Origin of the sequence: Candidatus Enterococcus myersii, from assembly GCF_017316025.1 — a bacterium.
Classification (GTDB): domain Bacteria; phylum Bacillota; class Bacilli; order Lactobacillales; family Enterococcaceae; genus Enterococcus_C; species Enterococcus_C montenegrensis.
The window spans coordinates 227,681-246,891 of sequence record NZ_JAFLVT010000018.1; the positions used below are offsets into that span (position 1 = coordinate 227,681).

18 protein-coding genes are annotated in these 19,211 nt (G+C 38.0%); 6 read left to right on the forward strand and 12 right to left on the reverse strand.

The features are described from left to right. Positions 1 to 7 precede the first annotated feature (7 nt). The 4 genes from trxA to JZO76_RS12670 form a co-directional block, all read right to left on the reverse strand. Positions 8 to 322, reverse strand: coding sequence for a thioredoxin (trxA, locus tag JZO76_RS12655; protein ID WP_206905164.1), 315 nt, complete (start codon positions 320 to 322; stop codon positions 8 to 10). Between the two features lie 218 nt (positions 323 to 540). Then, the gene (locus JZO76_RS12660; RefSeq protein ID WP_206905166.1) at positions 541 to 2,910 is read right to left on the reverse strand and encodes an endonuclease MutS2; all 2,370 of its coding nucleotides are present in this window, start codon (positions 2,908 to 2,910) and stop codon (positions 541 to 543) included. Positions 2,911 to 2,981: 71 nt separating this feature from the next. Beyond that, entirely contained in the window at positions 2,982 to 3,530 is a 549-nt protein-coding gene (locus JZO76_RS12665) for a CvpA family protein (RefSeq protein ID WP_206905169.1), read from the reverse strand. Between the two features lie 3 nt (positions 3,531 to 3,533). Beyond that, positions 3,534 to 3,983 (reverse strand): cell division protein ZapA, encoded by a 450-nt coding sequence (locus JZO76_RS12670; RefSeq protein ID WP_206905364.1) that lies wholly within the window; start codon positions 3,981 to 3,983, stop codon positions 3,534 to 3,536. A 211-nt stretch (positions 3,984 to 4,194) separates the two neighbouring features. Here JZO76_RS12670 and rnhC point away from each other — a divergent pair, with 211 nt between their 5' ends. Next, positions 4,195 to 5,151 (forward strand): ribonuclease HIII, encoded by a 957-nt coding sequence (gene rnhC, locus JZO76_RS12675; protein ID WP_206905171.1) that lies wholly within the window; start codon positions 4,195 to 4,197, stop codon positions 5,149 to 5,151. Positions 5,152 to 5,261: 110 nt separating this feature from the next. Here rnhC and JZO76_RS12680 read toward each other — a convergent pair whose 3' ends face one another. The 6 genes from JZO76_RS12680 to JZO76_RS12705 form a co-directional block, all read right to left on the reverse strand. Then, positions 5,262 to 5,621: a hypothetical protein gene (locus tag JZO76_RS12680; RefSeq protein ID WP_206905173.1), complete on the reverse strand. Its 360-nt coding sequence runs from the start codon at positions 5,619 to 5,621 to the stop codon at positions 5,262 to 5,264. Between the two features lie 94 nt (positions 5,622 to 5,715). After that, positions 5,716 to 7,470 carry an ABC transporter ATP-binding protein gene (locus JZO76_RS12685; RefSeq protein ID WP_206905175.1) on the reverse strand — a complete coding sequence of 585 codons (1,755 nt, stop codon included), beginning with the start codon at positions 7,468 to 7,470 and terminating at the stop codon, positions 5,716 to 5,718. A 51-nt stretch (positions 7,471 to 7,521) separates the two neighbouring features. After that, positions 7,522 to 9,255 (reverse strand): ABC transporter ATP-binding protein, encoded by a 1,734-nt coding sequence (locus JZO76_RS12690; protein WP_206905177.1) that lies wholly within the window; start codon positions 9,253 to 9,255, stop codon positions 7,522 to 7,524. 420 nt (positions 9,256 to 9,675) lie between these two features. Beyond that, positions 9,676 to 10,344 (reverse strand): amino acid ABC transporter permease, encoded by a 669-nt coding sequence (locus JZO76_RS12695; protein WP_206905179.1) that lies wholly within the window; start codon positions 10,342 to 10,344, stop codon positions 9,676 to 9,678. Further along, positions 10,344 to 11,195 (reverse strand): transporter substrate-binding domain-containing protein, encoded by an 852-nt coding sequence (locus tag JZO76_RS12700; protein WP_206905181.1) that lies wholly within the window; start codon positions 11,193 to 11,195, stop codon positions 10,344 to 10,346. The genes JZO76_RS12695 and JZO76_RS12700 overlap by 1 nt, the downstream gene beginning before the upstream one ends. Positions 11,196 to 11,326: 131 nt before the next feature. After that, a complete protein-coding gene (locus JZO76_RS12705; protein WP_206905184.1) occupies positions 11,327 to 12,772 on the reverse strand; it encodes an amidase in 1,446 nt (481 codons plus the stop codon). Between the two features lie 536 nt (positions 12,773 to 13,308). On the opposite strand from JZO76_RS12705, the gene JZO76_RS12710 reads away from it, so the two are divergent. The 4 genes from JZO76_RS12710 to JZO76_RS12725 are packed head-to-tail and all read left to right on the forward strand — an operon-like array spanning position 13,309 to position 16,776. Continuing rightward, on the forward strand, positions 13,309 to 14,166 hold the full coding sequence (locus JZO76_RS12710) for a hypothetical protein (protein WP_206905187.1): 858 nt from the start codon (positions 13,309 to 13,311) through the stop codon (positions 14,164 to 14,166). A gap of 11 nt (positions 14,167 to 14,177) precedes the next feature. Continuing rightward, positions 14,178 to 14,315: a hypothetical protein gene (locus tag JZO76_RS12715; protein ID WP_206905189.1), complete on the forward strand. Its 138-nt coding sequence runs from the start codon at positions 14,178 to 14,180 to the stop codon at positions 14,313 to 14,315. Then, positions 14,308 to 15,618, forward strand: coding sequence for a glycosyltransferase (locus JZO76_RS12720; protein WP_206905192.1), 1,311 nt, complete (start codon positions 14,308 to 14,310; stop codon positions 15,616 to 15,618). The genes JZO76_RS12715 and JZO76_RS12720 overlap by 8 nt, the downstream gene beginning before the upstream one ends. A 33-nt stretch (positions 15,619 to 15,651) precedes the next feature. Continuing rightward, on the forward strand, positions 15,652 to 16,776 hold the full coding sequence (locus tag JZO76_RS12725) for a glycosyl hydrolase family 8 (RefSeq protein WP_206905195.1): 1,125 nt from the start codon (positions 15,652 to 15,654) through the stop codon (positions 16,774 to 16,776). A 176-nt stretch (positions 16,777 to 16,952) separates the two neighbouring features. Here JZO76_RS12725 and JZO76_RS12730 read toward each other — a convergent pair whose 3' ends face one another. Both JZO76_RS12730 and JZO76_RS12735 read right to left on the reverse strand, forming a co-directional pair. After that, positions 16,953 to 17,651 carry a YcjF family protein gene (locus JZO76_RS12730; protein WP_242595882.1) on the reverse strand — a complete coding sequence of 233 codons (699 nt, stop codon included), beginning with the start codon at positions 17,649 to 17,651 and terminating at the stop codon, positions 16,953 to 16,955. A gap of 133 nt (positions 17,652 to 17,784) precedes the next feature. Then, a complete protein-coding gene (locus tag JZO76_RS12735) occupies positions 17,785 to 18,357 on the reverse strand; it encodes a TetR/AcrR family transcriptional regulator (protein ID WP_206905201.1) in 573 nt (190 codons plus the stop codon). 151 nt (positions 18,358 to 18,508) lie between these two features. Between JZO76_RS12735 and JZO76_RS12740 the strand changes: the two genes are divergently transcribed. After that, positions 18,509 to 19,210 (forward strand): ABC transporter ATP-binding protein, encoded by a 702-nt coding sequence (locus tag JZO76_RS12740; protein ID WP_206905204.1) that lies wholly within the window; start codon positions 18,509 to 18,511, stop codon positions 19,208 to 19,210. Position 19,211 lies beyond the last annotated feature (1 nt).

A 19,211-nucleotide genomic window follows, 5' to 3' on the forward strand; every position in this document is an offset into this window, starting at 1 on the left:
CTGAATTTTACAAATGTGATGCGATTAATTGTTCTAATTGGTCTTTTGTATGCACACCAATTACTTTATCCACAACTTCGCCGTCTTTTTTTAGTAACAAAGTTGGAATACTCATTACGCCAAATTGCGCTGGTGTTTCAGGATTTTCATCCACGTCCATTTTAACGATTTTTAACTCGTCTTCATCATGGCTAGCTGCTAATTGATCTAAAATTGGCGCTTGCATGCGACACGGACCACACCAAGTTGCCCAAAAGTCGATTAAAACTAACCCTTCATCTGTTTCACTTGCAAATGTTGCATCTGTAATTGCTTTTGACATATTATTCCCTCCGATTTTGCGTTGCGCATTTTCTCAACTGAATTTCCCCAAAGGATAACCTTAAATAAGATGTATTATCTCTCTAAAAAAGAGTATAGCACTGAAAAGTTAGGGATGATAATTTTTTGCTTACAATTGGTAAGTGGAAAAAATAGCTTTTGAAAAAGTGCGCTACACTGCATTCTTTCACATTTTTTTGAATTGAATTAATTTAAAAGTTATTTAAACTTTACTACAGTCGCACCATTTCCACCTTGATTTGGCGGTGCAAATTCAAAGCTTTTGACACTGCGATGATTTTTCAAATAATCTGTGATACCTTGCCGCAATGCGCCTGTACCTTTACCATGAACAATGGTTACTTGCGGATAGCCCGCTAAAATGGCCGCATCTAAATACTGATCCACTTCATTTAATGCTTCTTCATACCGCTTACCTCTTAAATCAAGTTGGGTTGCGACATGACTACTGTTATCAGAACGGACAGTGCTAACAACACGTTGCACCGGCTCTTTTACAGGTGCGACACTTTGCAGTTCACTTTCAGGTAAGGTCATCTTCAAAATTCCCAACTGAACTTGCCAATTGTGATCGCTCATTTTTTTGATCAAGATTCCCCTTTGACCATATGAAGCAACCAGCACCTCGTTGCCAGCTTTTAATTTTTTAGCTTGCTTGGCTTTTTGTAAGACTTTATTTTTCTTCAAATGATTATCTTCTGTTTGATGCAAATTATCTAGTTTACTGCGGGCATCAATTAACTCATGTTCTTTAACTGCCCCTTGACCTGCAGCCAATTGTTTTTTACGCAAATCAGAAATAATCACTTCTGCTTCTTCTTTAGCCTCATCAACGATTTCGTTGGCTTGTTTTTTGGCTTTGGCTAATTCTTTTTCCCGCTCTTCAAAGAAATAACTATAGGCCTCTTTTAATTCTTGTTGTAATTTAGCAGCTTCATCCACGTAATGCCGTACTTCTAGATATTCTGTTTCTGTCATTTTACGACGATTTTCTAAATCGGCAATCATTTCATTTAAATCTTGACTTTCCCCATCCATAATTTGTTTAGCTGCCGCAATAACTTGCGCATCTAGACCAAGGCGTTTTGATATTTCAAAAGCATTACTACGCCCGGGCACGCCAATTAACAAACGATAGGTGGGACTCAATGTATCAACATCAAATTCCATACTCGCATTAATCGTATTGCTCCGATTGTAGCCATAAACTTTTAATTCTGGATAATGGGTAGTCGCCATGACATAAGCAGATTTTGCGCCTAATGCATCTAGAATGGCAATGGCTAGCGCAGCGCCTTCTTGCGGATCTGTCCCTGCTCCTAATTCATCAAATAAAACTAAACTGTCTTTGTCTACTTTGGCTAAAATTGAAACGATATTGGTCATGTGAGAAGAAAAAGTAGACAGACTTTGCTCAATGGATTGTTCATCACCAATATCTGCAAATATCTCATGGAAAATTCCCATTTGACTGTCTTCTGCAGCGGGAATTGGTAACCCCGACTGCCCCATTAATTGCAACAACCCTAACGTTTTTAAGGTAATTGTTTTCCCACCAGTATTCGGACCCGTGATCACAACGGCTTGGAAGTCTTTACCGATCATAATATCGTTGGCAACGACAATATCTTGATTGATTAACGGGTGACGCGCTTGTTTGAAAAAGACATGATTTTCTGAACTAATGGTTGGCACGACTGCTTTTAACTCTTTTGCAAATCGCGCTTTCGCATTCATTAAGTCAAATTTACCTAGGACAAAAGCATTGTGAAGAATCTCTTTTTGATAAGGAACCAACTCAGCTGAAAGTTCAGCTAAAATACGTTCAATCTCTTGTCGTTCATTGATTTGGTGTTGCCGTAAACGGTTGTTTGATTCAACAATTTGTTTTGGCTCAATAAAAAGCGTTTGACCAGAAGAACTTTGGTCGTGAACAACACCGCCAAAAACACCGCGGTATTCTTGTTTAACGGGAATTACATAACGATCATTTCGCATCGTAATAATCGTGTCACTTAAATAGCGGGCATTATTTCCACGTAAAATCCCATCCAACTGTTCTCGAATCGTTCGTTCACTTCGCCGAATGTTATTGCGGATAATTTTTAATTCTGGTGAAGCTTCATCGGTGACATAGCCATCTTCGTCAATTGCACTTTGCAAGCGTCGTGTTAGTTCTGGCATCGTTTCTAATTGGTCATTCCAATCATAAAGACGCAAAAACTCAATTTCACTATCGGCTAAATCGGCGATAAATTTTTTGACCTGTCCGGTTGTGGATAAAACCCGCGCAATTTGCGCTAATTCACTACCATTTAAGTCTGCTCCAATTTCAATTCGCTTCATTTGCGGCCGAATATTTTCAATCTTAGGAATGGGTATTCCACCGCGTAAACGCTGGACTTTTAATCCATCTGCCGTTTCATTTAACCAACTATTGATAACCGTTTCATCAGTACTTGGGGTTAAATTTCCTAACTCTTCTTCCCCTTGTGCTGTTTGGAGGTATTGTGCCACCATTTGTTTCACAGAAGAAAACTCTAAGGTTTCATAGATACGTTTGTTCATTTCTTTCACCTACCTGTTAAAATGTGAAAAAAACAGGCCAGTTCAGCTGCTGCCAAACACTGCCCTGTTTTTTAAGCAAGAATACTTGTCACCCACAGATTTTTAAAAAGCCAAGACAAGATAACGGAATGTTCCACAATCATGCGGGCGGAAAAGTGATCTCGAAATATATTTTGAATTGTTGCTAAAGGAATCATCGCTAACACAAAAAGTACAAAGAAAATCACAACATAAGCTGTTAGGACATTCAACAAGCCGCCTAATACCCAATCGTAATTTTCTAATAAACGCTTAAAACGCAAATTGTTTAAAAAGACGGCAATTAAACTTGTAACTAGCCAACCAATAAACATGACTACCAAAAATGCAACTGCTGCATAATACGCCTTATCCAAATCCAAAGACTGCGTTTGGCTATAAAAAACCATTTTGGAATCTGGGGTAACAGAAGGATATGGAATGTATAGTTCCAATTTTTTTGCTAGGCCTTGGTAACTAAAACACGCCACAGCAAAAGATAAAAAATATCCTAGCGTGTATACTAATTGTAATGGCGTTCCACGGCGACCTCCAATATAAAACGCAATCACAAGTATCAGGATAATCAATAATCCAACCATCTGTTAGTCCTTTCTGTCTAGTGACGTCTTTTGTTTAATTTGTTCTTTTCTAGCTTCGTTTAAAATTTGTTGGGCGTGAACATGGTTTTTGATTTTAACATCTGTTTGCCCTTGTTCCGCCAAATATTTTCGCGCTTCGCTTTCAATTGCCTCAATTCGTTTGACGCGATTTTCCAATTCGACAATTCGAACTGTCTTCTCCCGTAGTTCTTGCACCTCTTTTTGCAGCCGCAATACTTCTGCTTGTTTGTCTACTTGGTCTGAGACTGCATTGACTGCTAATAAAATCGCAGCTTGTTCATCATTAATCTGGGGTGAAATCATCTTTATCTCACTTAGCTGTTCGTTCACAAGCTTTGTGACCAGATTCATATGCTGTGAACTCTTATTTCCAATAATCGTATAACTACGATTAGCGATCACAGCTTTATAGCGTTTGCGTTCCGCTACCATGCTCTGTCTTCCCTTCTTCATAACTTTCAGAAAACCAACTGCATTATTATAGCACTTTTACCACTAAAAGTTTTAGCGTCAAACTCCTGTATATTATAGGGTAAAAACGGTAAAATTTCCACGATTAGTTAAAATTCTCCTGTTTACCCTCTGCTTTTTTATATCTATGTTAAAATCTAATAGCAAATACAACATAAAAAAGGACGTTTTGATGAATACAATTGTTTTAAAATTAAGTAAAATTCAACTTGATCAGTTAAAAGCGCATTATGCGCCCTTTACTGTTCCCACTAAAACTCCCTATACCTTATTTGTTGCCAAAAAAAGTGGTGTCACAATCACCGGCTATACATCTGGTAAAGTAATGTTTCAAGGTACTAACGCTCAAAGTGAGGCTAGTAAATGGGATAACAAAAATGCGACAGTCGCAAGTAATACAAGTAAAAAAAATACCAGCACCTCTAATGGAAAAAATAATTTACCTACTGGTGGACTGCCAAAAGATTTTGCCAAAAAAAGTATCATCGGTAGTGATGAAGTAGGCAATGGCAGTTATTTTGGTCCTTTAGTAGTCTGTGCCGTTTATGCAGCAAGTGAAAATCTAGCATACTTAAAAGAAATTGGCGTCAAAGACTCCAAAATGTTAACTGATAAAGAAATTCGGCAACTAGCGCCTAAAATTGAAGCAGTCGTTCCTTTTCAAAAATTAATTGTCACACCAAAAAAGTATAACGAAATCCAACCAAAGTATAACGCTGTACGCATGAAAGTCGCGTTACACAATCAAGCAATTTACTTACTCCAGCAAAAAATTGCGCCTGTTAAAGAAGAAGGAATCTTAATTGATCAATTCACCTCAGAAGCAAATTATCGCAAATATTTGCAGCAGGAAAAAAATCAAGTTACTAAAAATCTCTATTTTGTAACAAAAGGGGAACAATATCATCTGGCTGTCGCCGCTGCCTCTATTTTATGCCGGGCTAGTTTTTTAGCAGAGCTAGATGCGGCTTCAATGAAATTAGGTTTTGTTGTACCCTCAGGGGCTGGTAGTAAGTCTGATCAAGTGGCAGCAAAAATATTACAGCAAGGCGGCATCACGCTGTTAGCACAATACGCTAAACTGCATTTTGCCAATACGCAAAAAGCGCAAAAATTAGCACGCTATTAATACGCGAAAATAATACCCGAAAAATTCACTTCCCTTGCCACCTCAATAAAAACAACAGGGCGCACTTAGGAGTAGGAATTTTTCGGGTAGTTTAGTTACAACGTATAAAACTAGGATTTCGGACCTTTGAAAAGTTTGGAAAAATCACCTTTTTGGGTTTGAAACTTATAAAAAATATGGAACAGACCACAGGCAACCATCAACATGCCATAGTAAAAATTTCCCTGCCAAACAGCAAACGTATTTAACGTTGCAATCAGGGCTAAAATAATAACATAGCAAACAAGGACACGAAGCATAACTCCTTTAGGTTGAATTTTATTGAAATAGGCTTCCCAAGCGCTCTGATCCATGTTGCTGACTTTACTTTTGATTTGCAAATACAACAACCAAACGCCAGTACTTAAGAACAACGCACTGTAAATTCCAACCAAAATCATGACAAATAAACTTAAAATATCACTGACCATTTTAAACTTCCAATCTATAAAATATCCATTTCCAACAGCTAAAAATGTCTGCTACGATTTTAACACAGGGATTTAGAATGTCAAAAATTGTCCATTATGTTGATAATTGGGCCGCTTGCATCTGGTACATTTGATAATAAATTCCCTCTTGTTTCACTAACGTATCATGACTGCCGCGCTCCACAATTCTCCCTTGATCTAAAACTAAAATCTCATCTGCTTCTTTAATAGTAGAAAGTCGATGGGCAATAATAAAAGTCGTCCGTCCTTTTTGCAGTACTTCCATTGCTTTTTGAATAATTGCTTCTGTCTGGGTATCGACATGACTTGTCGCCTCATCTAAGATTAAAATTTTCGGATTAAATACCAAAGCCCTGGCAAAACTGATCAACTGTCTTTCACCACTGGAAAAGGCCTGCCCTTTTTCTACTACCAAATGGTGAATACCATCTGGATATCGAGCAATTAAGTCCTGGGCTCCAACTTGTTTTAAAGCCGCTAAAACCATTTCATCACTAATACTTTTATCCCCCATATGAATATTACTGGCAATCGTGCCACTAAATAAATAGGGGTCTTGCATGACTATCGCCATAAAACGCCGCAACGATTGGCGACTATAGTCGGCAATTTTTTTACCGTCAATCAAAATACCACCACTATCTGGTTCATAAAAGCGAAAAAGTAAATTTAAAATACTAGATTTGCCCGAACCAGTATGACCAACTAATGCGACAGTTTCCCCGGGTGCTGCTGTAAAATCAATATGATGCAATACCCGTTGTGTTTTCGTATACCCAAAAGATACGTCTTTAAATGCCACTGCACCTTTTTTGATTTGAATCTCATTTTCTTCTTGGCTTTCTATTTTTTCATCGGCCAATTCAAAAATTCTTGTACCGGCCGCAAGGGATTGCTGTACACCTGCTACGGTTTGTACCATACCTTCAATGGGATCAAACAAGCGATTAATATAATCGATAAAAGCATATAAAAGCCCCGCGGAAATTGCCAACTGGCCATTTAAAAAGAAACTAGCCAGCGTTGTGATCACGAGTAAAATCGTTATATTTCGTAAAAAAGTACCCAACCCCCAAGCCGCACCTGCATCGAGTAGGAGCGCTTTTTTACCGACGTTAAACCATTTCGTAACTGTTTGACGAAACTCTTTTAACAGCTGCTTTTCTTTTTGGAAAGCTTGAATCACAGCCACGCCTTGAACAAATTCATTTAATTGACCACTGATTTGGGAAATATATTCTCGCATCGCCAAATTATATTTCGCTGCTTTTTTTGTGTAAAAGTGCTGCCACAATACTAAAACTGGCAATAAAGTTAAAAGTGCTGCCCCCAAACGGCTGTCCAATAAGAAAATCGCAATGTAGACGCCAATAATTTGAATAACATTACTTAAAAGATTACTAATAACACTCACATAAAAACTTGAACGCAAAACTTCGGTATCGTTAGTAATACGGGCCACGATCTTTCCTGCTGGTAATGTATCAAAATAGGCAACCGGCAGTTGGTGTAGCCGAGAAAATAGTTGATCCCGCATTTTCTTGACAATTTGATTGGCCATTTTTCGCAACTGTAAAATACTTACATAACGAAAAAGCGAACCTACAATATTTAACAATAAATAAAAAGCTAATAATTGAATTAATAACATGACCGGCAAATTCCCAGTGTCAAAGGCCGGTGTCATAACATTATCGATCATTCTTTTGGCAATTAAAGGCGAGATTAACTCCAAGCCTGAAGCTAGAATTAATAATAATACGCTAACGCCAAAGATTAATTTGTGGGCTTTTAAATAGCTTAAAAGCCGCTTAATTGTTTTAAACATTTTTTTACTCCTTAACAAACAACTTGAGACAAAATCCCCCCTGAGGGTTTTTTATTTTTCTTGCAACTGTTGATGATAGTATTGTTCTTGGTACCAGCCAGCTGTTTTAATCAATTCCTGGTGCGTCCCTTTTTGAATGATGTTGCCATCTTCTAAGACAATAATTTGATCAGCAGACGTAATAGCTGACAAACGATGGGTGACAATAATGGAAGTGCGATTTTTTTGGAGAAGTTTGAGCTGGTTAATAATCGCCTGCTCCGTTTTGGCATCCACGGCTGAAAGCGCATCATCTAACAACAAAACCTCACTGTGGCGCAAAAAGGCCCGGGCCAAAGATAACCGCTGCTTTTGCCCGCCAGATAATGAAACACCTTTTTCTCCAATCAGTGTCTCCAATTGTAACGGCATTTTTTCAACATCTTGGGCTAATGATGCACTAGCTAAAGCTTGCCATAATTCCTCTTGTGTCGCATCTTCTTTACCAAAAAGTAAATTTTCTTTGATCGTCCGGGAAAACAACGTATGCTCTTGAGGAACTTCGGCAAATTGCTTTCTAACAGCTGCTGTATCAAAAGCTGTTAAAGGCACATTGTTTAATTGCGGAACTTGATCTGAATATGGGTAGCGATGGAGCAACTGTCGCAGCAAGGTAGTTTTGCCACTACCAGTTTTTCCCACAATCCCAACAATTTGACCTTTTTTTATCGTGAGATCAATATGCTGTAAAACTTTATTAGAACTAGAGGGATAGGAAAAATCATAATTTTCAAAAGTGATTTTTGCAACTGCTGGCAGCATTTTGGTTCCGGCTTGTTCCAAATCATCTTGTGTTTGCAAAACTTCATTGATTCGTCGCCAAGATGCTGCCCCTTGTTGCATCACATTTACCAGATCTCCAGCAGAAATCATGGGCCAAACAATCATGGTTAAATACACTTGAAAAGAAACCATGGCACCAACTGTGATTTGCTGTTTTTGAACCATGAAGGCCCCAACACCAAAACTTGTGACAAAACTAATGGCTAAGATAATCGTAATCAAAGGACCAAAGCGAGAATCTAGTTCTGAAACGCGATTGTTTTTTTCTTTAACGACTGTCGTTTTCGCTTCAAAAGCTTGGCGCGTTTCTTCTTCTAAGCCAAAAGCCCGCACCACGCGAATGCCATCGATGATTTCTAACACTTCACTATTCAAATCAGAAACCGCATTTTGAGCTTCCGTAAAAAGACGATCGACCTTTGAACCCCATTTAAAAATATAATAGGCTAAAATCGGCATCGGCAATAACGCAATTATGGTTAAAACTGCTGAGACTGTCGTTGCCATCATCAATAAAATAAAGCCCAAAAATAAACTCGTATTCATAAATACCATTAACCCATAACCAACAGTCATCCCCATCACTTGAACATCATCACTAGAACGAGTCATTAAATCGCCCGTGCGAAAACGTTCATAAAACGGTGCCCCCATTTTTAGAAAATGCGCCATCAATTGCTCCCGCAAACTTTTTTGCAAATCATAAGACCCGATAAACAAGCGATAGGTCCAAGTAAAGTCCGCCAAATAGCACATGATAATCGTTAACGCAAAGAGTCCACCGTATTGCAGCAATAACGCAAATGTCAGTGTCTTTTGGATAATGGCATCAATAAACAAGCGAATAATATAAGTTGGTACAACAGCTAACGCGCTGTTAATAATCATAAAGAACAAAACGACAGCGTAACGCTTTTTATGTTCTTTAATATATGTGAATAAATGCTTTAAAACGTATTTCATAATAACCTCCAAAATAAAAGAAATCCTTGCCTGTTTTTATTATAAAAGCTAGGTAAAATCTTCTGGCAAGATATAGCTTTTATCATTTTTGCGCGCAAAAAAGACTCTACCCGAGTATAAAACCCAAGGCAGAGTCTGACTGTTAATTCAGCATACTATTGCACTAATTGGAAATATCATACGGGAGTAAGGAAATATTTGCGATGAATGAATGGAATTTTAGTTCGTTTAATGTAATCATCATGCTTCCTCCTTCCCAATTTTTTTGTAAACGTTACCCAAAGGATAACAGGTTACAAAAAAATGCACAAGTATTTTTTTCATAATTATTTAAATATATGCATTTTTCTGTACATTTAATCATCCTTTTACAGTAATCTTGAATAGCCAAAAAAAACTATCCCCTCACTACCTTTTGGCTTAGGCTATCGTGCCAAAACGTTTTTCAAAATATTTTTCCAAATGATGTTGGCAAAAGCCAATCAAAATACATAATCCCCAATAAATTAAAGCGACTAAAATATACATCGACATATAATCAAATGTCCGACCGCCAACAATTTTGGCCTTTTGAAAAATATCAGGAATCGTAATCATGGCTGCCAGTGAAGTTCCTTTAACTAAATCCATTGCCACATTTCCTAAAGCCGGCACGGATAAGCGAAAAGCTTGCGGCAAAATAATAAGTCGGATCGTCTGCCAAAAATTCAAGCCAGTAGCGTAAGCTGCATCCCATTGTCCATGCTCTACTCCTGTAATAGCGCCACGATAAATTTCGCCGATAAAAGCACTGCTGGTTAGGCTAAAGCAGATAATCGCAGCCGTTAGCGCCGGCAGTTGATATGGCAACCCAAAATAAAGTAAGAATAACAAAACCAGAGCTGGGACTCCCCGTAAAAAGGAGATATAAAAACGAATTAGGTTGCGTAATATCTTACTAGGTAAAAAAGACAAAACTGTAAGAATTATCCCAATTATATTTCCCAATAAAAAAGTAATCAAACTAATCCCTAACGTGTAACTTAAGCCTTGCAACACAAAAGGTAATGATGCAAGCATCAAGCCAAAATCAAGCTTTGGAATATACATTAGTCTGGTGACACCGTTTCTTTAATTTCTTGTTTTGGTTTAACTGAAACGTCAGTTTGAAAATAAGTTTCAGAGATTTTTTTCAACGAGCCGTCTTTTTGCATAGCTTTTAGCGTCTCATCAACTTTTTCTTTTAAAGCCTTGTGCTCTTTAACAAACAAAAAGCCTGTATGGTTAGCGTTAAAATACACGTCCTCTAAAATTTTAACAGGAATAGCCGGTAATGCTGCAACGGACATTTTTTGTAAATAATAATCATTTAAGATAACATCAGTGCGTCCATTGGCAACGTCGGTTAGATACTGATCGTTTGTCGCATTATCATAAGTTACAGGTGTTGCCCCATATTTTTCCGCAATTTTCATATAGCTTGTATTCGGTTCACCGGCGGCTTTTTTTCCTTTTAAATCAGCTAGTGAATGGATACCAGAATCATCACTTTTTCGGACAATCATGCTATCAAAAGAATATTTAATAGGCACTGATAAGGAAAATTTCTTAGCCCGCTCTTTTGATAAACCAAAGTCATTAGCTGCAAGATCTGCCTCACCGCGATTAATTGAAGAAATTTGACCGTCCACATTGTATTCCTTAAAAGTAACTTTGACGCCCAAACGTTTGGCGACTTCTTTGGCCACGTCCACATCATAACCATTTAATTCATTTTTATCGTTATAGTATGAAGAAGGAAATAACGTACCCGAAGTTGCAACGGTCAAGTTTTTTTCCTTTTCTACTTTAGTCCAACTATCATCTTTTGTTGCTGCTTTTGTATCACTATTTCCATTACCACAGGCGGCTAAAACCATCCCGCTTACTGCAATAACTGCTAATGTTGCCCATTTTTTCATCGTCTTCCCCCTGTAATGCTTATTATTTATTAATCCTAGTTTTTATTCACTAGGTTAAATACAAAGATTTACCTGCGAATGCTTTTTATTCCCCAAAGCTAGCAGCAACAATATGTTTGGTCTTGTCCAATTTAATCTTGATACGCTTTTGGTAAATGAAATTTTTTATTTACTTCAAAAATAGTGCCAATTTGAAAAAGTAGATCTTCTCGACCCTTAGCTGCCATAAATTGAATTCCTAAAGGTAGCCCTTCAGCAGTAAGATAAGTCGGCAAACTAATTGCCGGTTCCCCAGTTAAGTTAGCCAATTGGGTAAAGGGCGAAAGAGCCAAGCTTTTTTCAAACATTTCATACACAAGTGCGTCTGCTTGTGCCTCAGACAAATTTTCAGCTTGCGCTAATTTAGCAAAAATTGCTTCACTTTGTAGGCTTGCATCAATTTTCGGTGCTGGGTATGCAGTTGTCGGTGTTAAAAATAAATCGTATTGTGTAAATAATTCCTCCATGACAAAGGCTGCACGATCCCAATTTTGTAAAGTTGCCACATATTTTGCCGCCGAGGTCTTCAATCCTGCTTGGTAAATTCCCCAAGTCATTAACTCCATGTCCTCTTTTGTGACGTTACGCCCAATTCCTTGTTGTATTTCAGCAAACATTGCCGCTGTTTCAGCACCATTCATTTTGTAATAATCTAAAATCAGTTGTTTGCCATCAAGTGGATAAGTGATTTCTGTGACTTCATGTCCAGCTTGCTGTAAAAATTCAACCGCATCCATTACGGCTTTTTTTGCTTCTTTTGAAACATCACTTTTAACTGGTGAGGTTGTGGTATAGGCAACCTTCAATTTATTTTTAGTTGGTTTATCTTCCCACTCTAGTTTTGGTGCTTGATAAGGGGCTGCCGGATGTTGCCCTCGCATAGCGTAGAAGAGTTTTTCTGTATCCCGCATGGAAACGGTTAATGCAAAATTGATTGCTGCTCCTTGCCAGTCACGCCAAGAATCTGGGCCGGTCGGAATCGTGCCACGGGTTGGCTTTAAGCCAATCAATCCGCTAAAAGAAGCCGGAATGCGAATCGAACCACCGCCATCACTTGCCGCTGCCAAAGGAAAAATCCCTGCGGCAACAGCTGCCGCTGCCCCACCGCTTGAACCACCAGGAGAATAGGCTAAATTCCACGGGTTACGTGTTGGACCGTAAAGTGTCGGATCGGTAATATTTTTAAACCCAAATTCTGGTGCGTTCGTTTGACCAAAAGGTGTCAGACCACTTGCAGCTAAAGATTTCACAAAATTATTTGTGTGGCTAGCTTTGGCATCTTTAAAAATTCGTGAAGCCGAGGTTTGTGCCCAGCCTGCCTTATTTTGTCCTAAAATTTTTAGTGGTACAGGCAAACCACCAAATACACCATCTTTATTGTGTTCATATTCTTTTTTGGCTGCGATAACATCAAAATCACTAACAAAAGCGTTTAATTTACTTTCTGCCGCTGCTTTTTTGGTTATCTCGGTTAAAAGCGTCTCAATCGAAATATTCCCGGCCTTTAATGCCTCCGCGTAATACGTTGCATCCTTCACGTTTATCCCTCCTGAACTTTTGCTGTTTTATTATGCCTACTTAGCTAAAGCAAGCGCTATCCTTCTTTTGTATTATTACCATACCTACTAAAATAGTACAACTAATATATATTGTAACATTCAAAACAAGTCTTTTATTTACTGACTAATCTCAACTGATACTTTTTTATTTCCCAAATCAATAGAACAGTAAATAATCCTGTTACAAAATTATCCAGCAATTTTTTACTTACGACCAAAAGGATAATTTTGGAAGCTGTCCATTAAAAAAAACTTGCAAACTTCTTCAACGCGTCAGTAATAAACGGTTTTTCAAATCTCTTGAAATTTTACCTTTGCTTAAATAAACTCTTATGAAAGCCAGACAACACGAAAGCAGTCAAATCAATATTTTTCCTTTTAAAAATTTACACCGTATTCACAAAAACGCTCATTATCTGCAATTTTTTTACACCATTGTAATCAAAATAAAGGTAGATTTTTATAAGCTATGGTACGCTAGGGTTGAAAAGGACAATTATAACGAGGTGAATACAATGAACAAACTCCGCTTTCGGATCCATTTAGAATTCGGCGTCATTTTGTTAATGGCATTAGACTTACTCCAAAATTTAATTCTATACAATTACGTGGATCGCCAGACTTTTTATTACGCAAATATTCTGGTCTTCTTAGGTATTGTTTTTGGCATGATGGGGACCTCCCTTTTTGTCGTGATTGTTTCGCTGATGATGATTGCCATTGGTAGCTTTACTCTCTACTTTTTTCCAATTGTCATGATTGATTGGTTGAAAATCTATTTTATTTTTATCGTTCCTGCCTTCACTGTTTTGGGTTATTTCATTAAGACGGATATTTTCTTACGCAAACAAGTAATAAGCAGTAGAAAAGACATGGCGACGTATTTAAAAAATACCGATGCCTTAACCCAACTTGGAACCCTCACAAAGTTCAATGAATCCTACCAACGTTTTGTAGAAACTATTGAACTACGGCCAAAACTAGATCGCTGTTTGGCAGTTTCTCTTTTTTATATTGATTATTTAGACCAATACCGCTATCAAAGTGAAACCAAGACCAATGAGTTAATTAAAATACTGGCGGACGATTTAGAAACCATTCGTTTACCAGAAGAACAACTTTTTTATGTTGGGGATGGAGCATTTGTCGTTTTAACACCTTTAGTTGGTACAGAAAATATCGATCAGTTAAGAGAATTGACGCAAATTACCAAAACGCAGCTGTCTTTAATTCCATTTGACGGCAACCAAGATATTACCTTGCGTTCTGGTTTAATTGTCTTAGAACGTGATAGTCAGCTAACTGCTGAACAAGTTTTAAGTCGCCTAAATCGTCAAGCCGAGACCGATTTATCTGAAGAATACATTGTTTAAGGAGGATCAATATGCTGACAATTTTTTATTGGCTGGCAATTGTCGTCACCATTTTATTTTTCATTGCAACAATCTTGCTATTTATCAGTGCATTAATTATCCAATCGCGGGTTTGGAAATATTTCAAAAGGAGGAACTTGCGTGGCTAGAGGTTTAATGATTTTTACAATTGTTTCCATCTGGGTTTCAGTCTTTTTCTCACTTTTAACGATTTATGGCGCAGTGACTTTTTTACTAAAAAATTTGAAACCACCTAAACGTAAATTAGATCCACTTGTAGAGTATCCCCTTATTACGATAGTCGTTCCAGCCCACAATGAAGAAATCGTCATTAAAGATACTGTGCGAGCAATATTGAATTTGAACTATCCAAAAGAACAAATGGAAATCTTAGTCTTTGCGGATAATTGTACAGACAATACCTATGAAGAGGCCCGTAGCGTAACGAGATTACCCCAGTATGCAGACTTTAATATTGAAATTATCCAACGCAGGGGAAAAGGAGGAAAAGCAGGTGTATTAAATGACGCCTTAGCAAGAGCCAAAGGTGACTGGCTGTGCGTCTATGACGCAGATGCAATGCCAGAACGCAACGCCCTTTATTTTCTCGTAAAAAAAGGGATTGAAGATCCCCAAAATTACGCTGCCGTTTTTGGTCGCAATAAAACACGAAATTATAAACAAAATTTTTTAACCCGCTATATTAATTTAGAAGTTGTGACATCTCAGCGCATTCAACATACAGGATTGTGGCAACTTTTTAAAATCGGTCATATCCCTGGCACCAATTTTATTATCCAAAAAAATTACGCCAGAGAAATTGGCGGCTGGGATAACGGAGCCTTGACAGAAGATACCGCGTTATCATTTCGAATTATGGAAAAGGGAAAATTAATTGCCTTAGCACCCCAGGCAGAAGCTTTTCAGCAAGAACCTGAGACAATCGGCGTTTACTATCGCCAAAGAAAACGTTGGGCCAAGGGAAATTATGAGGTCATCACGGGCAACTTGAAGCATCTTTTTGACAAAAGCAACTGGCGCATCAAATGGGAAGTCTTTTATTACATCAATACATTCTTTTGGTTTAACTGTGCCATTGTTATCTCTTCTGGGATTTTCCTTATCAATCTGGTAACGATGTTATTGAATTTCATTGGTTTTACCTTGCAAATGCCCTTTACTTTTGGTGGTGGCAATCGCCAAATAGCTGCTATTTTATTAGTAAATTGGGCGATGATGTTTGCCATTTATTTACTGCAAATCAATATTGCTTTAGTTAGTCAGTACGGCCAAGCAACTACAGAAAACTTTTTGTACTCGGTTGCTTCTTATTTCACTTATTCCCAATTGTTTTTAGGCGTTTCAATTGCGGCTTTCTTTTCTTTAGTATTAGACCGCATTTTTAAACGTGATGGTACAAAATGGTATAAAACACAGCGTTTCAACGATTAATCTTTGTTAAATATTTGAAGGTGGAGGTTTGCGATGAAGAAAAAACCCTTAGTATTGTGGGGCATAGCAGCAATTTTGCTGGTATCTTATGTCGCAATTTTATTTATGGCGATTAAAGACAACCGTGCCCATATCCAACAAAAAATGTATGATGATTGGCGCGAACACTATCTAGTATCTTCCAAACAAGGAGATATAGTGAATACAGCTGCTAAAGGTAAAACGGCCCTGTCAGAAGCGCAAGGCTATGGCATGGTGATTGTAACCTTAGCCGCAGAAAAAGGTTTTGCCAAAGAAGCAGATTTTGAAAAATTATATCGCTACTACACTCATTACCAAATCAGCGAAAAAAAGCCCCTGATGCAGTGGCGGCAAGCGGAAACAAAAAAAGGTTGGGTTTCAGATAGTAAACACAATGCAACCGATGGTGATTTAGACATTGCCTATAGTCTGCTTATGGCCAGCAAGTTATGGCCCAATAGTAAACATGACTATAAAACAGCTGCCCAAAACTTATTACAGGCGATTAAAGCATACAATTATAATCCCCATACCGGCTTTCTAACTGTCGGAGATTGGGCAACTGTCGATGAAAAAGCCAGCCAAATTTTACGTCCTTCTGACATTATGCCGGGGTATTTTGATGCCTTTTATAAATTTACTGGCGATCGTTTTTGGCAACAGTTAAATGACCGCGGGATTGAATTATTGCAACAATTATCGGCGCAACACAAAACCGGTCTTATGCCAGACTTTGCCTGGATCAAAGATAACCGTGTGATCGCTGCTAAAGCAAACGAAGTTAATAACAAATATGACGGCGATTATTCCGCTAACGCTTGTCGCATTCCTTTGCGTTTAGCGCAATCTAATGATAAACGCCTGGCACCTATCTTAAGTAAAATGTTACGCTTTTTTGAAAAAGAGAATATGGTCTTTGCTGGCTACAATTTAAAGGGCAAAGCATTAGTAGATTACCAAAATCAAAGCTTTTCTGCCCCCGTTTTAGTCGGCGCTTATCACGAAGATCCTTATAGTGGTTTAGTTACCTCACAAAAATGGGTCATCCAAGAGCCAATTCACGGTCAAAATTATTACGACGAAACGCTGAAAGTCCTTTCCGTTTTAGAAATGTATAAAAATCTCGACGTAAAATAAAAGCTGTATAAACGCGATCAGCTGAGCTGACTTACAGTAAAAGTAAAGATAATGAATTCCCTTGCGCCACTGATAGCCAGCTAGGATTTAACGAAATTACGCGCAAATAAAAAAATCCCGTACCTACAAACAAAGACGAAATTTCGTCATAACTGTTGTAGCGACGGGATTTTTAGTTATTTCTTATTAGCAGATTGCAAAGCTTTAAACAATGTATTGAACTGCCCCTTAAAGGACATCACTTGTTCAAAAATATCTTCACCATCATTCAACATTTTTACCGTTACCCAGCCCAAAGACTCAGTGATGGCCATTGCGACTACGGCGTTGACTGCACCGCCTCCGATTGTGCCGACAACGGGAATAAATTTCAAAATATTTCCGACTGCACTGCGGCCAAAACTAACGACCACCAGCTCCTTTGTCATGCTTTTTCCTATTCCTTCTGACCAAGATTGGCCAAAAATTTTATGAAGTCGCGCCATCATGACTAACTGCACTGGCACTAATAAAAAAGCATCCGAAAATGGAATTGGCGACAAACCAATAATCGCCGCACTCAATGAAGCCATATGAATGATTCCATGGGATTTTTTTTGGGTTGTTTCATCCACACCCTTTAAAAACGGATCAAAAACACTGTCAAAGCGACTGCGGGTGGTCGCTAACAAAGATTCTGCCTTTACTTTGGTGCTATCAAATGTCTTCATGATAATCGCCGCAGCAGAATTTGGTAATTTTTTTACGACATCACCAAAAAAAGATTGAAATGCAGCATCATCAACTTCAGTGTCAGCTAGAACAATTTTTTCTTCCAAATCTTCCTTCTTTTTTACTTCAGCGCCATTTTGACGGCGGCGTGGAAATTTCACCATAATCGTCCCCTTCTCATTCTTTATTTCCGGCATTTCTTACCAAAAGGTAAATTACATTAGCTACTACTTTCAAAATATACTTTTTGCCTGTTTTAAACAACTATTACGTTTTTAACGTAATTAAGTTTACTTTTTAATTACGCAGCTCTAACTGTTGTGCAATATTTGCCGGAAAAGAACTCTGCAAAATTTGGACAATTTCGTGGGGGTTTTTCTTTGGATATTGTAGCAGCCACGTTTTGATACAACCCAATGCACCACTGACAAAATAAGAAAAGTAAAGCTCCAAATCCGCTTGGTTTTTCGTACCAAAGACAGCTGCAAAACGGGCAATAGAAGAAGGTTTGATCTCTTCTAGTAACAAATTGAAATTTTGTTCTTTAGTTTGATTTAATAAAATAATTGTCGCCAACTGTCTGTTTTCCACAAAAATCGCCAAGAGATTTTCCAACCATGTATTAAAGTCTGGCTGTTTGGCATTTAAACGCTGCAAAACATCGCTAAAAAATTCTGTTTCAATCTGGTGCATCAAATCACTGGGATCTGTGTAATATTTATAAAAGGTCCCACGATTTATATCAGCGGCTTTTGCGATTTCGGTAATCGTAATAACACTTAATTCCTTATTTTGTAAGAGTTGTAAAAATTCCTGTTGAATGATTTTTTTCGTCATTTGACTACGGCGATTATTATTGGTACCAACCATAATTTCCTCCTTTTTCTAAACAAATAAATGGCAGTTTGTCTATTTAATAACAAGCAAAAAAAGATTGCTGATTGTTTTGTTTCCAAACTCCTCGTATACTGACATAGTATCATTAATTAAACAAGTTGTTCAATTAAAGGAGAAAACAGCCATGAGCTTTTTAGAAGTAAAAAATGAATCGAAGCGCTACAAAATGGGAGATTCAACCATTACCGCCAATGATTCCCTCAGTTTTTCCGTTGAAAAAGGCGAGCTTGCCATTATTCTTGGTCCTAGTGGTGCAGGAAAATCTACTGTGTTAAATATTTTAGGCGGCATGGATACTCCAGATGAAGGAGAAATTTTCGTCGCTGGTAATGACATTGCCAAATATAACGACAAACAGCTTACAGCCTATCGCCGGACAGATGTGGGCTTTGTTTTCCAATTTTATAACTTAGTTCCTAATTTAACAGCCAAAGAAAATGTCGAGCTTGCAACAGAAGTTTCTAAAAAAGCACTTGATCCTATTCAAACTTTGGAAAATGTCGGCTTGCAAAACCGCCTCAATAACTTTCCGTCACAATTATCCGGCGGTGAACAGCAGCGGGTCTCCATCGCCCGTGCCCTTGCAAAAAATCCTAAATTACTCCTCTGTGATGAACCGACGGGCGCTTTGGATTTTGAAACAGGAAAACAAGTCTTAAAACTTTTACAAAACGCGAGTCGCAAAAATGGCAATACCGTTTTAATCATCACCCACAACTCTGCGTTAGCACCAATTGGCGACCGCGTGATTCGCATTAATGACGCGAAGGTACGCTCAGTTGAAATAAACGAAAATCCAATTTCAATTGACGAAATAGTTTGGTAGG

Bases quoted from the DNA above. Each gene is read 5' to 3' on its own strand.
- JZO76_RS12710 (WP_206905187.1), top strand. From the start codon at position 13,309: ATGAACAAACTCCGCTTTCGGATCCATTTAGAATTCGGCGTCATTTTG.
- JZO76_RS12670 (WP_206905364.1), bottom strand. From the start codon at position 3,983: ATGGTAGCGGAACGCAAACGCTATAAAGCTGTGATCGCTAATCGTAGT.
- JZO76_RS12680 (WP_206905173.1), bottom strand. From the start codon at position 5,621: ATGGTCAGTGATATTTTAAGTTTATTTGTCATGATTTTGGTTGGAATT.
- JZO76_RS12730 (WP_242595882.1), bottom strand. From the start codon at position 17,651: ATGGTGAAATTTCCACGCCGCCGTCAAAATGGCGCTGAAGTAAAAAAG.
- JZO76_RS12740 (WP_206905204.1), top strand. From the start codon at position 18,509: ATGAGCTTTTTAGAAGTAAAAAATGAATCGAAGCGCTACAAAATGGGA.
- JZO76_RS12665 (WP_206905169.1), bottom strand. From the start codon at position 3,530: ATGGTTGGATTATTGATTATCCTGATACTTGTGATTGCGTTTTATATT.
- JZO76_RS12715 (WP_206905189.1), top strand. From the start codon at position 14,178: ATGCTGACAATTTTTTATTGGCTGGCAATTGTCGTCACCATTTTATTT.
- JZO76_RS12685 (WP_206905175.1), bottom strand. From the start codon at position 7,470: ATGTTTAAAACAATTAAGCGGCTTTTAAGCTATTTAAAAGCCCACAAA.
- JZO76_RS12695 (WP_206905179.1), bottom strand. From the start codon at position 10,344: ATGTATATTCCAAAGCTTGATTTTGGCTTGATGCTTGCATCATTACCT.
- JZO76_RS12725 (WP_206905195.1), top strand. From the start codon at position 15,652: ATGAAGAAAAAACCCTTAGTATTGTGGGGCATAGCAGCAATTTTGCTG.
- rnhC (WP_206905171.1), top strand. From the start codon at position 4,195: ATGAATACAATTGTTTTAAAATTAAGTAAAATTCAACTTGATCAGTTA.
- JZO76_RS12660 (WP_206905166.1), bottom strand. From the start codon at position 2,910: ATGAACAAACGTATCTATGAAACCTTAGAGTTTTCTTCTGTGAAACAA.
- JZO76_RS12690 (WP_206905177.1), bottom strand. From the start codon at position 9,255: ATGAAATACGTTTTAAAGCATTTATTCACATATATTAAAGAACATAAA.
- JZO76_RS12700 (WP_206905181.1), bottom strand. From the start codon at position 11,195: ATGAAAAAATGGGCAACATTAGCAGTTATTGCAGTAAGCGGGATGGTT.
- trxA (WP_206905164.1), bottom strand. From the start codon at position 322: ATGTCAAAAGCAATTACAGATGCAACATTTGCAAGTGAAACAGATGAA.
- JZO76_RS12735 (WP_206905201.1), bottom strand. From the start codon at position 18,357: ATGGTTGGTACCAATAATAATCGCCGTAGTCAAATGACGAAAAAAATC.